Origin of the sequence: Streptomyces tendae (assembly GCF_008632955.1) — a bacterium.
Taxonomy (GTDB): domain Bacteria; phylum Actinomycetota; class Actinomycetes; order Streptomycetales; family Streptomycetaceae; genus Streptomyces.
In genome coordinates, this window is sequence record NZ_CP043959.1 from 5,275,879 (window position 1) to 5,288,540 (window position 12,662).

A 12,662-nucleotide genomic window follows, 5' to 3' on the forward strand; every position below is an offset into this window, starting at 1 on the left:
GGCGGATGGCCGGGACCGGCGCGGTCCCGGACCCACCCTATCCAGCCCCGGGCACGGCGAAGGGCCCCCGTCCGCAGAACGGACGGGGGCCCTTCGCTGTCGTGTGGCGACGGGTGGAGCAGCTTCGGGATCAGTGGTGGCCGTGGCCGCTCGTGATCTCCTTGTACTCCTCGACGGTCGGCTTCGGAACCTGGGACTCCTCGCCGTAGAAGCCCTTGCTGAGCTTCGCGCGCAGCTTCTCGCCGGCCTTCACCTTGCGCCGGACGCCGTTCTCGTCGACCTCCGGGCCGATCTCGAGCGGCTTCGGCTGCTCGTGCGCGGTGAGGGTGTAGAGCTGCTCCTGGCTGAGCGGCTCGTGCACCTCGATGAACTCACCGTGCGGCAGGCGCTTGATGATGCCCGACTCGCGGCCGTGCAGCACCTTCTCCTTGTCCCGGCGCTGCAGGCCGAGGCAGATGCGCTTGGTGACGATGAACGCCACGACCGGGGCGACGAAGAACGCGATGCGGACGAACCAGGTGATCGCGTTGATCGACAGGTGGAAGTGCGTGGCCCAGATGTCGTTGCCGCCGCCGACGAGGAGCACGAAGTACAGCGTCATCCAGGCGACACCGAACGCGGTGCGCGTCGGGGCGTTGCGCGGGCGGTCCAGGATGTGGTGCTCGCGCTTGTCGCCGGTGACCCAGGACTCGATGAACGGGTACACCGCGATGGCCGCCAGGACCAGCGGGAAGATCATCAGCGGGATGAACACGCCCAGGACGAGCGTGTGACCCCAGAAGTTGATCTCCCAGCCCGGCATGACACGGATCAGGCCCTCGGAGAAGCCCATGTACCAGTCCGGCTGGGCACCGGTGGAGACCATGTCCGGCCGGTAGGGGCCGATGGCCCAGATCGGGTTGATCGTGGCGATCGCGGCCACGGCCGCGAGCACACCGAAGACCAGGAAGAAGAAGCCTCCGGCCTTGGCCATGTACACCGGCAGCAGCGGCATGCCGACCACGTTCTTGTTGGTCTTTCCGGGGCCCGCGAACTGCGTGTGCTTGTGGTAGAAGACCAGGATCAGGTGCGCCACCACGAGGCCGAGCATGATGCCCGGCAGCAGCAGGACGTGGATCGAGAAGAACCGGGCCACGAAGTCGTCGCCGGGGAACTCGCCGCCGAAGAGGAAGAACGAGAGGTACGTGCCGACGATCGGCACGGACAGGATCGCGCCCTCCATGAAGCGGATACCGGTGCCGGAGAGCAGGTCGTCCGGGAGCGAGTAGCCGGTGAAACCGGTGAACATGCCCAGGACGAGCAGCAGGAAGCCGAACAGCCAGTTGATCTCACGCGGCTTGCGGAACGCGCCGGTGAAGAACACGCGCATCATGTGCACGAACATGCCGGCCACGAAGATCAGCGCGGCCCAGTGGTGGATCTGCCGGATGAGCAGACCGCCACGGACGTCGAAGCTGATGTCCAGCGTCGACTTGTAGGCCTCACTCATCAGCTGGCCCTGCAGCGGGACGTAGCTGCCGTGGTACTCCACCTCGTTCATCGACGGGTGGAAGAACAGCGTCAGGTACACACCCGTGAGGATGATGATGATGAAGCTGTACAGGCAGATCTCACCCAGCATGAACGACCAGTGGTCGGGGAAGATCTTGCGCATGTTGGCCTTGGCCAGGGAGTAGATCCCCAGCCGGCCGTCCGCCCAGTCGGCGACCCGCTCACCGGCCGGTGCCTTCCCGCGCGAGCGGGAATCGGTGCTGGTCGTAGTACTCATCCGCGCTCCCAGAAAGCAGGGCCGACGGGCTCTTCGAAGTCGCCGAGCGCTTCGAGGTAACCCTCGTCGTTCACGCCGATGCGCAGCTGCGGCAACGGGTGACCGGCGGGACCGAAGATCACCTTGGCGCCGTCGGAGAGGTCGAAGGTGGACTGGTGGCAGGGGCACAGGGCGTGGTGCGTCTGCTGCTCGTACAGGGAGATCGGGCAACCGACGTGGGTGCAGATCTTCGAGTAGGCCAGGATGCCCTCGTGCGACCACTCGAGCGAGCGCTTGTCCTTGATGTCGTCCGGCTGGATGCGGACCAGCATCAGGGCGGCCTTGGCGATCTCGGTCTGGAACCCGTGGTCGTGCTCCTCCAGGCCTTCGGGCTTGGCGAAGGTCAGCGAACCCACGATCAGGTCCGACGGGCGCAGCGGCTCGTTGGTGTTCATGTTGACGAGCAGCTTGCCCTTGCCCCACAGGGTGTGGCGCAGCTTGTCCTCGGGCAGCGGCCCGAGGTCGCGCAGCAGCACCACGCCGGAGAGCGGGAACAGCGCCAGCGCGCCGAACATGGTGTTGCGGATCAGCTTCCGGCGGCCGATCACCGACTCCTTGGCGCCCTGGCGGAAGTCGTCCATGACCTTCGCCCGGACCTCGGGAGCGGCCTCGATCGGGTGACGCTCGTCGGCCAGCTCGTGGTCCGACATCAGCGTGCGGGCCCAGTGGACCGCGCCGGCGCCGATGCAGAACAGGGCCAGGCCGAGCGTCATGCCCAGCGCGAAGTTCAGCGCGCTGATGTGACCGAGCGGCCAGATGTAGACCGACTTGTCGACCGGGATGGTCACGTACGAGGCGATGAAGCCGACGGTGGCCAGCATCGACACCGTGAACAGCAGGGCGACCGTACGCTCGGACCGCTTGGCGGCCCGCTCGTCGATGTCCTGGATCCGCGGCTCGTGCGGCGGCAGGCCGGGGTCGGCGAACGGGTTCTGCTCGTTGGCGAGCTTCACCGCTCCGTGGCCGGTGTCCTGCGCTGCGGGCAGGTTCTCTTCGGGAATGTCTTGGCTACTCATGACTTCTTGGCCTTTGCGGTCCGAGCGGCGACCCAGACGGCGACCGCGATCAGGGCGCCCAGTCCGAAGATCCAGGCGAACAGACCTTCGGAGACGGGGCCGAGGCCGCCCAGCGACAGGCCGCCGGGGCTCTCGGTGTCCTCGCCGTTGACCGCCTTCACGTAGGCGATGACGTCCTTCTTGTTCTGCTCCGACAGGGTGGTGTCGGGGAAGGAGGGCATGTTCTGCGGGCCGGTGAGCATGGCCTCGTAGATGTGCTTGGGCGAGACGCCGTCCAGGTTCGGGGCGTACTTGCCGTGCGTGAGCGCACCGCCCTTGCCGGTGAAGTTGTGGCACTGCGCGCAGTTGTTGCGGAACAGCTCACCGCCCTTGGCGGCGTCGGCACCCTCGGGGCCGTACTGCGCCTCCGTCGGGATGGCCGGGCCGGCGCCCAGGGAGGCGATGTACGCCGCCAGCTGGTCGATCTCGGCCTGGCTGTAGATGTTCTTCTTGCGCGGGATCTGCGCGCTCTGCGAGGTGGCGGCCGGCATGCGGCCGGTGCTCACCTGGAAGTCGACCGCCGCGGCGCCCACGCCCACCAGGCTGGGGCCGTCGGACGTGCCCTGACCACCGGTGCCGTGGCAGCTGGCGCAGCCGACCGTGTAGAGCTTCTGGCCCTCCTTGATCGTGAGGGACTGGGCGGTTTCGTCGGCCTGCGCCTTGTCCGCGGGTGCGAACACGGCGTACAGCCCCCCGGTGCATGCCAGCGCGAGGAGTAGGACGACGAGCGCCGCCAGCGGATGGCGTCGTCGTGCGGAGAGCTTTTTCACGGATTACCCCGGTGTCAGGATCTTCTGCGTCGATGCTTCTGTTGGGTGCGCTGTGTCCAGCGCGCGCGGATGAGGGCCCGCCTACTTGATCATGTAGATCGTGGCGAAGAGGCCGATCCAGACGACATCGACGAAGTGCCAGTAGTAGGACACGACGATGGCCGCGGTCGCCTGCTCGTGGGTGAACCTCCGGGCCGCGTAGGTCCGGCCCAGGACCAGCAGGAAGGCGATCAGGCCGCCCGTCACGTGCAGGCCGTGGAAGCCGGTGGTCAGGTAGAAGGCCGAGCCGTACGGGTCGGAGGAGAGGGACAGGCCCTCGTGCTTGACCAGCTCGGTGTACTCGAAGACCTGGCCGCCGATGAACACCGCGCCCATGATGAAGGTGACGATGAACCACATCCGGAGCTTCTTCACGTCACCGCGCTCGGCGGCGAAGACGCCGAGCTGGCAGGTGAGCGAGGAGAGCACCAGGATCGTGGTGTTCGTCGCCGAGAACGGGAAGTTCAGCAGGTCGGCCTTCTCCGACCAGAAGTCGGGTCCGGTCACCGATCGCAGGGTGAAGTACATCGCGAAGAGGGCCGCGAAGAACATCAGCTCGGAACTCAGCCAGATGATGGTTCCGACGCTGGTGAGGTTCGGTCGGTTGACCGACGGGTGCGCGTGCCCGGTGTCTACTGTCGTTGCTGTCGCCACGCCGACATTATGTCGGTCGCTTATCCCGCCCTCACTCCCGGGGGTGCCGTTCGGTGTGTTCGCCCCTCCTGGACTGCCCGTATGGCCCATGAAAGCCCTCTTCGAAGCCGTGTCCGAACCAGTGTTGAGGGGCGGTCCGAGGGGGTAGCATCCGCGCCATCGGTACCCGAGGGTCCCGACCGAGCCGTGCCCTCTCTCTGACGCGTGGAGGAACAATGCAGGCGACCGCCACGGTGCTGGTCTACAGCGACGACGCCAACACCCGGGAGCAGGTGCGGCTCGCCACCGGGCGGCGCCCGGCGCCGGACGTGCCCCTGGTGGAGTTCATCGAGTGCGCGACGCCGGCGGCCGTGCTCAAGGAGCTGGACCGCGGCGGCGTCGACGTGTGCGTGCTGGACGGCGAGGCCGTTCCGATGGGCGGCATGGGGGTGTGCCGCCAGATCAAGGACGAGATCTTCAACTGCCCCCCGGTGCTGCTGCTGATCGGGCGGCCGCAGGACGCCTGGCTGGCGACCTGGAGCCGCGCGGAGGCCGCGGTGACGCTTCCGGTGGAGCCGGTGGAGTTCGCGTCCGCCCTGGCCTCCCTGCTGCGGCAGAAGGCCCTCGCGGGCGCCTGAGCCACCTGCCGCGGCGGGTGGTGCCCCGCCGCGGCCCTGTGACGCCTCCGGCGAGCCTCATAGGGTCGCGGGCCGCAGACGCGCCGCCTCCCCGGTGTCGGGCGCCGTCCCGCCGGCCGTCAGGGCGCTGCCCGCGCGCCACTTGTCCCAGTCCAGGTTCCAGTCGCCGAAGCCGTTGCCGAACGGCTCCATCGTGTCGCCCTCGGAGTTCACGACCTCGACGAGGTCGCCCTGGCGGAAGGTGTCGAAGAACCACTCGGCGTCGGCGGTGCTCATGCCCACGCAGCCGTGGCTGACGTTGGCGTAGCCCTGGGAGCCGACGGACCACGGGGCGGCGTGCACGTACTCGCCGCTCCAGGTCACCCGGGTGGCGAAGTGCACATCCAGGTCGTACGACTCGGACGATCCCTCGGCGATGCCGACGGTGGTGCTGCGCATGCGTACGAAGCGTTCCTTGGCGAGCACCACCTTGACGCCGTTGCGGGTCTCGAAGCCGGGCTTGCCGGTGGTGACGGGGATCTGCTTGATCTCCTCGTCGTTCTTGTAGACCGTCAGCCGGTGCGTGGCCGCGTCGGTGAGGGCTATCACCCGGTCACCGGTCCGGATCGTCAGCGGCTTCGCCGCGCCGCCCCTGAGCCGGTCCCCGATCCTGATGCCCTCCAGGTTGCTGCGCACCTGGACGGTGGCCTGGGCGGGCCAGTAGTCCTTGGGGCGGAAATGCAGCTTCTTGTCGTCGACCCAGTGCCAGGCGCCGGTCACGGCGGGCGTGGAGTCGACCTTCAGGCTCCGTTCCACGACGGCCCGCTGGGCCCGGTCCTTGACCGGTTCGCTGAGTTCCGCGACGAGCGGCTGGCCGACGCCGTACGTGCCCGCCTCGGGGCCGAAGGTGACGCCCAGCCGCTTGGCGGTGCCGGTCTTGCCCGTCGTGAAGGTGAGGACCTTGCGGCCGGGCGCGCCGTCCTCGTCCTCGGTGCTCACGCGGACCGTGTACTGGGCGTCGGCGGCCAGCGGGGTGGTGCTGTGCCAGCGGCTGCCGTCGGCGGCCAGCTCGCCCGCCAGACGGCGTCCGGCGGCGTCCACGGCGGTGACGTCCGTGATGCGCCCGTCGGAGTCCTTGGCGACGATCTCGAGGGGCTTGTCGGGGTCGGCGGGCTTGCCCTCGTCGAGGGAGCCGCTGAAGGAGATCTGGTCCGCCGCGTCGTACGGCTCGGCGGACAGCGGGCTGCCGTCGGAGGAGCAGCCGGTGACGCCCGCGCCGAGGGCCGTCACCAGCAGCGTGCAGCCGATGAGGCGGCCCCGGCGGGCCCGGGGGCCGGTCCGGGGGGACTCTGTGTCTCTCATGGCCCCACGCTAGGGAGCCGGGGCGGCATCGGCTCACCGGGCGGCCCGAACGGGTGAGGCGGATGAGGCAAAAGCGGGAGCCCGGACCCTCCTGACGGAGTGTCCGGGCTCCCGGGTGCCTCGCGGCGTGCTACTGGGTGCGGTTCTCACCGCGGTAGTACTCGAAGACCCAGCCCCACAGGCCGATCAGCAGGATCGGCGCCGAGAAGTACATCAGCCACCAGCCGATCGCCACGCCCATGAAGGCCAGGGCGCCGCCCACGGCCAGGGCCAGCGGCTGCCAGCTGTGCGGGCTGAAGAACCCGACCTCGCCGGCGTCGTCGGCGACGTCCGCCTCCTTGTTGTCCTGGGCGCCCACGTCGACCCGCCGGGCCGTGAAGCCCAGGTAGAAGCCGATCATGATGCTCAGGCCGAAGGCCAGGACGAGGGCGGTGGTACCGACCGGCTCCTTCGACCACAGGCCGTAGACCACGGCGACGGCCAGGAAGAAGACACTCAGCCAGACGAACATCTTGCCCTGGATCTTCACTTGCCGGCCTCCTTGCCGCCGGAGAGGGCCTTCTCGCCGTGACCGGCGTTCTCGAGCTCGTCGAGCGCGGCGATCTCCGGGTGGTGCAGGTCGAACGCCGGGGATTCGCTGCGGATCCGCGGCAGGGTGAGGAAGTTGTGCCGGGGCGGCGGGCAGGAGGTCGCCCACTCCAGGGAGCGGCCGTAGCCCCACGGGTCGTCGACCTCGACCGGCTTGCCGTACTTGGCCGTCTTCCAGACGTTGTAGAAGAACGGCAGCAGCGACATGCCGAGCAGGAACGAGGCGATCGTCGAGACCGTGTTCAGGGCGGTGAAGCCGTCCGCGGCGAGGTAGTCCGCGTACCGGCGCGGCATGCCCTCGACACCCAGCCAGTGCTGGACCAGGAACGTGCCGTGGAAGCCGATGAACAGCGTCCAGAAGGTGATCTTGCCGAGCCGCTCGTCGAGCATCTTGCCGGTGAACTTCGGCCACCAGAAGTGGAATCCGGCGAACATCGCGAACACCACGGTGCCGAACACCACGTAGTGGAAGTGCGCCACCACGAAGTACGAGTCGGAGACGTGGAAGTCCAGCGGCGGCGAGGCCAGGATGACGCCGGTCAGACCGCCGAAGGTGAACGTGATGAGGAAGCCCAGCGTCCACAGCATCGGTGTCTCGAAGGACAGGCTGCCCTTCCACATGGTGCCGATCCAGTTGAAGAACTTCACACCGGTCGGGACCGCGATCAGGAAGGTCATGAAGGAGAAGAACGGCAGCAGCACACCGCCCGTGACGTACATGTGGTGCGCCCACACCGTCACCGACAGACCCGCGATCGCGATGGTCGCGCCGATGAGGCCCATGTAGCCGAACATCGGCTTGCGGGAGAACACCGGGATGATCTCGGAGACGATGCCGAAGAACGGCAGCGCGATGATGTACACCTCTGGGTGACCGAAGAACCAGAAGAGGTGTTGCCAGAGCAACGCCCCGCCGTTCGTCGAGTCGAAGATGTGTGCCCCGAACTTGCGGTCCGCCTCCAGGGCGAACAGCGCCGCGGCCAGCACCGGGAAGGCGAGCAGCACCAGCACACCGGTGAGCAGCACGTTCCAGGTGAAGATCGGCATGCGGAACATCGTCATGCCGGGAGCGCGCATGCAGATGATCGTGGTGATGAAGTTGACCGAGCCGAGGATCGTACCGAAGCCGGAGAAGGCCAGACCCATGATCCACAGGTCGGCGCCCAGACCCGGCGAGCGGACCGCGTCCGACAGCGGCGAGTAGGCGAACCAGCCGAAGCCGGCGGCGCCGTCGGGCGTGAGGAAACCGCCGATCGCGACGAGCGAGCCGAACAGGTAGAGCCAGTAGGCGAACATGTTCAGCCGCGGGAACGCCACGTCGGGCGCGCCGATCTGCAGCGGCATGATCCAGTTCGCGAAGCCGGCGAACAGCGGCGTCGCGAACATCAGCAGCATGATCGTGCCGTGCATCGTGAACGCCTGGTTGAACTGCTCGTTCGACACGATCTGCAGGCCCGGGCGGGCCAGCTCGGCGCGCATCACCAGGGCGAGCACGCCACCGATGACGAAGAACGCGAACGACGTCGCCAGGTACAGCGTGCCGATCGTCTTGTGGTCCGTGGTGGTCAGCCACTTGACCACCACGTTGCCACGGCTCTGGCGCCTGACCGGCAGTTCGTCCTCGTAGTGGGACCCTGCTGCCGCGGCACCCTGGGGTTCGTTGAGGATGCTCACAGGATGTTCGACTCCCGGTTCTTCTCAGGGCCGGACTGCTCGATGCCCGCGGGCACGTAGCCGGTCTGCCCCTTCTTCGCGAGGTCCTTCAGGTGCTGCTCGTACCGCTCGGGGGAGACGACCTTCACGTTGAACAGCATCCGGGAGTGGTCGACGCCGCAGAGTTCGGCGCACTTGCCCAGGAAGGTGCCCTCACGGTTGGGGGTCACCTCGAAGGCGTTGGTGTGGCCCGGGATGACGTCCTGCTTCATCAGGAACGGCACCACCCAGAAGGAGTGGATGACGTCACGCGAGGTCAGCACGAAGCGGACCCGCTTGCCCTCGGGCAGCCACAGGGTGGGGCCCGGGTTGTTGGTCTGCGGGTTCCGGGTTCCGGGGATGCCGCAGTCGTAGACACCGCCGGCGTCGGCCGGGAAGGCCTCCTTGTAGCGGTCCGGGATCGGGTCGAGTTCCTTGGACGTCTTGGCGTCGCCCGTGGAACCCTCGACGTTCTCGACGTAGTTGAAGCACCAGCTCCACTGGAAGCCGACCACGTTCACCGTGACGTCGGGCTTCTTCTCGAGCTTCAGCAGCTCGGATTCGTCGCGGGCGGTGAAGTAGAAGAACACCGAGACGACGATGAGGGGGACCACCGTGTACAGCGCCTCGATGGGCATGTTGTACCGGGTCTGCGGAGGTACTTCGACCTTGGTGCGGCTGCGCCGGTGGAAGAAAGCACTCCACAGGATCAGGCCCCACACCAGCACGCCGACGGCGAGCGCGGCCGCCCAGGACCCCTGCCACAGGGAGAGGATCCTCGGGGCCTCTTCCGTGGTGGGGGTGGGCATGCCGAGGCGGGGGAAGTCCTCCCATGTGCAACCGGTGGCGGTCGCCAGGACCAGGCCCGCGGTCAGTGCCTGCAGCAGCTTCCGCCGCATCGGGCGCCGCGGCTTGGGGGTACCGCCCACGCCTTCCAGGCCGTGGGGGAGGTCGGAGCCGTTGGGACTCACGTAGCGCCTTCCCGAGAGTCTCGCCCGCGCTGTTCGGCTGCGGCCTGGCCTTCTCGCTGGTCGGTCGCCGCCCTGCGTCGGGCAGGGGTTTGGATGTTTATGCGGACCAAACCCTAGCCGACGCCTTTTGAGGTCTCGCGGGGAGGGGTGCCATACGCGCCGCGGGTTACACCGAGCGCCTCATCGCCCGGGTGTTCGGGTCGTCCGGCGGCCGGATCCGGGCCGTCACCCGGCCGCCTGGACGCGGGGGCGCCCCGGCCGGTTCCCGCCTCCCCGCCGGGGCGCTTAGCGTGGTGGCGTGTCCTACTTCGATGCCGCTTCCGCCGTTCCGCTCCACCCCGTCGCCCGGCAGGCCCTGTTGGCCGCCCTGGACGAAGGGTGGGCGGATCCGGCGCGGTTGTACAAGGAGGGGCGGCGGGCGCGGCTGCTGCTCGACGCCGCTCGGGAGGCCGCCGCGGAGGCGGTGGGCTGCCGTCCGGACGAGCTGGTGTTCACCCCGTCGGGCACCGCGGCCGTGCACTCCGGGATCGCGGGCGCGCTGGCCGGGAGGCGGCGCACCGGGCATCACCTGATCGTGTCAGCGGTCGAACACTCTTCTGTACTCCATGCGGCGGAAGTTCACCGGGCGGGCGGCGGCACGGTCACCGAGGTCCCGGTGGACCGTTCGGGTGCCGTCAGCCCGTCCGGGTACGCGCGGGCGCTGCGGGAGGACACCGCGCTGGCCTGTCTGCAGTCCGCCAACCACGAGGTGGGCACGGTCCAGCCGGTGGCCGCCACGGCGGAGGCGTGCCGGGCGGCGGGGGTGCCGCTGCTGGTGGACGCGGCCCAGTCGCTGGGCTGGGGACGGGTGGAGGGCGACTGGTCCCTGCTGGCGGCGAGCGCCCACAAGTGGGGCGGACCGTCAGGGGTCGGACTGCTGGTGGTGCGCAAGGGCGTACGGTTCGCGCCCCAGGGTCCGCACGACGAGCGGGAGTCGGGGCGGGCGGCCGGGTTCGAAAACCTCCCGGCGATCGTGGCCGCGGCGGCGTCGCTGCGGGCGGTGCGGGCGGAGGCGGCCGGGGAGGCGGCCCGGCTGCGGGAGCTGACGGAGCGGATCCGGGTCCGGGTGCCGGGCGTGGTGCCGGACGTGGAGGTCGTCGGTGACCCGGAGCGGCGGCTGCCGGGCGTCGTCACCTTCTCCTGTCTCTACGTGGACGGGGAGACGGTGCTGCACGAGCTGGACCGGGCCGGCTTCTCGGTGTCCTCCGGCTCGTCCTGCACCAGCAGCACCCTGACGCCGAGCCATGTGCTGAGGGCGATGGGGGTGCTCAGCGAGGGCAATGTGCGCGTCTCGCTGCCGCCGGGCACGCGGGAGGAGGACGTCGAGCGGTTCCTCGCCGTGCTGCCGGAGGTGGTGGCCGGGGTGCGGGAGATGCTCGGCGCGCCGGTGTCCCGGACGGACGTGGTGACCGAGGAGCGCGGCGAGGCGCTGGTGGTGGACGCGCTGGGGCGGCGCTGCCCCATTCCGGTGATCGAGCTGGCCAAGGTGATCGGCGAGGTGCCGGTGGGCGGCCTGGTACGGGTCCTCGCCGACGACGAGGCGGCCCGGCTGGACATCCCGGCGTGGTGCGAGATGCGCGGGCAGGAGTACGTCGGTGAGCAGCCGGCGGACCGGGGCGCGGCCTATGTGGTCCGCCGGCTCTCCTGACCGGGTCAGCCCAGGTGGCGGCGCACCTCGCCGGCGGCGTCGTCGCCGTAGGCCTTGGTGAAGCGCTCCATGAAGTGACCGCGGCGCAGCTGGTACTCCTGGGTGCCGACGGTCTCGATGACGAGCGTCGCCAGCATGCAGCCGACCTGCGCGGCGCGCTCCAGCGGGACGCCCCAGGCGAGGCCCGACAGGAAGCCCGCGCGGAAGGCGTCACCGACGCCGGTGGGGTCGGCCTTGCGCTCCTCGTCGGGGCACGCGACCTCGATCACCGGCTCGCCGGCCCGCTCGATGCGCACGCCGCGGGCGCCGAGGGTGGTGACCCGGTGGCCGACCTTGGCGAGGATCTCCTCGTCGCTCCAGCCGGTCTTGGTCTCGATGAGCCCCTTCTCGTACTCGTTGGAGAAGAGGTAGGTCGCCCCTTCCAGCAGTATCCGGATCTCCTCGCCGTTCATACGGGCGATCTGCTGGGAGAAGTCGGCGGCGAACGGGATGCCCCGGGAACGGCACTCCTCGGTGTGCCGGAGCATCGCCTCCGGGTCGTCGGCGCCGATGGACACCAGGTCGAGGCCGCCCACGCGGTCGGCGACGGTCTTGAGCTCGATCAGCCGCGCCTCGCTCATCGCGCCCGTGTAGAAGGAGCCGATCTGGTTGTGGTCGGCGTCCGTGGTGCACACGAAGCGGGCGGTGTGCAGCGTGTCGGAGATGCGGACGGAATCGGTGTCGACGCCGTGCCGCTCCAGCCAGGCGCGGTACTCGTCGAAGTCGAAGCCGGCGGCGCCGACCAGGATCGGGCGGGTGCCCAGCTGGCCCATGCCGAAGGCGATGTTCGCGGCCACCCCGCCGCGTCGCACGTCCAGGTTGTCGACCAGGAAGGACAGCGAGACCGTGTGCAGCTGGTCCGCGACGAACTGGTCGGCGAACCGGCCGGGGAAGGTCATGAGGTGGTCGGTGGCGATGGAGCCGGTGACTGCGATGCGCACGGCGTGGATTCTCCTGGGGGAGGGGGTTTGACACTTCACGCTACCGGGTGTGAACGGCCCGTAGAAGCAGCCGAAACTACCCGATAGTAGCTCTTTCTTCGCGACGTCCTGCGTGCATACGGTGCCGACATGACGAACATCAAGGTCCACGGCACCGCTCCGGCCGACCTCGAGGGCGACCTGACCTCGCTGCGCGGCGACTGCGCCCGGATGGTCCCGCACTGGTCGGTCCCCGAGCGGGCCGCGGCACGGCCGGTGTCCCCCTCCCTCATCCACGGCGTGAGCGTGCCGTCCACGTCCGCGCGGCTGCTCGACGCCATGTCGGACTACGGCGACTGAGCGGACGCGGGGAACCGCGCGCTCCCCCACTGCGTCCCATCGCTGTCCCCCGTAGAGGGGATGCGGGATACGAACCCTCGGCAGCCCGGGTGCGAACGGGCAGGGTCCGCATGGGACAGCTG

At 69.1% G+C, this 12,662-nt stretch carries 12 protein-coding genes; 3 read left to right on the forward strand and 9 right to left on the reverse strand.

Translation table 11 applies throughout. From position 1 onward, the window contains the following. Positions 1–130: 130 nt before the first annotated feature. From qcrB to ctaE, 4 genes are all read right to left on the reverse strand, one after another. Entirely contained in the window at positions 131–1,768 is a 1,638-nt protein-coding gene (qcrB, locus tag F3L20_RS24290) for a cytochrome bc1 complex cytochrome b subunit (protein ID WP_150156151.1), read from the reverse strand. After that, positions 1,765–2,823: a cytochrome bc1 complex Rieske iron-sulfur subunit gene (gene qcrA, locus F3L20_RS24295; RefSeq protein WP_150156152.1), complete on the reverse strand. Its 1,059-nt coding sequence runs from the start codon at positions 2,821–2,823 to the stop codon at positions 1,765–1,767. Before qcrA ends, qcrB begins: the two co-directional genes overlap by 4 nt. Further along, positions 2,820–3,632 carry a cytochrome bc1 complex diheme cytochrome c subunit gene (qcrC, locus tag F3L20_RS24300; protein WP_150156153.1) on the reverse strand — a complete coding sequence of 271 codons (813 nt, stop codon included), beginning with the start codon at positions 3,630–3,632 and terminating at the stop codon, positions 2,820–2,822. The genes qcrA and qcrC overlap by 4 nt, the downstream gene beginning before the upstream one ends. A gap of 81 nt (positions 3,633–3,713) precedes the next feature. Further along, complete coding sequence (gene ctaE / locus F3L20_RS24305; protein WP_031019600.1) at positions 3,714–4,325, reverse strand: aa3-type cytochrome oxidase subunit III; 612 nt, start codon at positions 4,323–4,325, stop codon at positions 3,714–3,716. Between the two features lie 215 nt (positions 4,326–4,540). Between ctaE and F3L20_RS24310 the strand changes: the two genes are divergently transcribed. Beyond that, positions 4,541–4,942, forward strand: coding sequence for a hypothetical protein (locus F3L20_RS24310; RefSeq protein WP_150156154.1), 402 nt, complete (start codon positions 4,541–4,543; stop codon positions 4,940–4,942). Positions 4,943–4,999: 57 nt separating this feature from the next. Here the strand turns inward: F3L20_RS24310 and F3L20_RS24315 are convergent, their stop codons facing one another. From F3L20_RS24315 to ctaC, 4 genes are all read right to left on the reverse strand, one after another. Further along, positions 5,000–6,283, reverse strand: a complete 1,284-nt coding sequence (locus F3L20_RS24315) for a L,D-transpeptidase (RefSeq protein ID WP_150156155.1) — start codon at positions 6,281–6,283, stop codon at positions 5,000–5,002. Between the two features lie 130 nt (positions 6,284–6,413). Further along, positions 6,414–6,812, reverse strand: coding sequence for a cytochrome c oxidase subunit 4 (locus F3L20_RS24320; RefSeq protein ID WP_145825356.1), 399 nt, complete (start codon positions 6,810–6,812; stop codon positions 6,414–6,416). Next, positions 6,809–8,545 (reverse strand): aa3-type cytochrome oxidase subunit I, encoded by a 1,737-nt coding sequence (gene ctaD, locus F3L20_RS24325; RefSeq protein ID WP_024882623.1) that lies wholly within the window; start codon positions 8,543–8,545, stop codon positions 6,809–6,811. The genes F3L20_RS24320 and ctaD overlap by 4 nt, the downstream gene beginning before the upstream one ends. Continuing rightward, positions 8,542–9,534: an aa3-type cytochrome oxidase subunit II gene (ctaC, locus tag F3L20_RS24330; RefSeq protein WP_382681993.1), complete on the reverse strand. Its 993-nt coding sequence runs from the start codon at positions 9,532–9,534 to the stop codon at positions 8,542–8,544. Before ctaC ends, ctaD begins: the two co-directional genes overlap by 4 nt. A 298-nt stretch (positions 9,535–9,832) precedes the next feature. On the opposite strand from ctaC, the gene F3L20_RS24335 reads away from it, so the two are divergent. Continuing rightward, a complete protein-coding gene (locus F3L20_RS24335) occupies positions 9,833–11,221 on the forward strand; it encodes a cysteine desulfurase/sulfurtransferase TusA family protein (RefSeq protein WP_150156156.1) in 1,389 nt (462 codons plus the stop codon). 5 nt (positions 11,222–11,226) lie between these two features. On the opposite strand, the gene F3L20_RS24340 is transcribed toward F3L20_RS24335, so the two are convergent. After that, positions 11,227–12,201 (reverse strand): carbohydrate kinase family protein, encoded by a 975-nt coding sequence (locus F3L20_RS24340; protein WP_145825358.1) that lies wholly within the window; start codon positions 12,199–12,201, stop codon positions 11,227–11,229. Positions 12,202–12,330: 129 nt separating this feature from the next. Between F3L20_RS24340 and F3L20_RS24345 the strand changes: the two genes are divergently transcribed. Beyond that, on the forward strand, positions 12,331–12,540 hold the full coding sequence (locus F3L20_RS24345; RefSeq protein WP_150156157.1) for a hypothetical protein: 210 nt from the start codon (positions 12,331–12,333) through the stop codon (positions 12,538–12,540). Positions 12,541–12,662 lie beyond the last annotated feature (122 nt).

Coding starts and splice junctions, on each gene's coding strand:
- F3L20_RS24345 (WP_150156157.1), top strand. CDS start 12,331: ATGACGAACATCAAGGTCCACGGCACCGCTCCGGCCGACCTCGAGGGC.
- qcrA (WP_150156152.1), bottom strand. CDS start 2,823: ATGAGTAGCCAAGACATTCCCGAAGAGAACCTGCCCGCAGCGCAGGAC.
- F3L20_RS24315 (WP_150156155.1), bottom strand. CDS start 6,283: ATGAGAGACACAGAGTCCCCCCGGACCGGCCCCCGGGCCCGCCGGGGC.
- qcrB (WP_150156151.1), bottom strand. CDS start 1,768: ATGAGTACTACGACCAGCACCGATTCCCGCTCGCGCGGGAAGGCACCG.
- F3L20_RS24310 (WP_150156154.1), top strand. CDS start 4,541: ATGCAGGCGACCGCCACGGTGCTGGTCTACAGCGACGACGCCAACACC.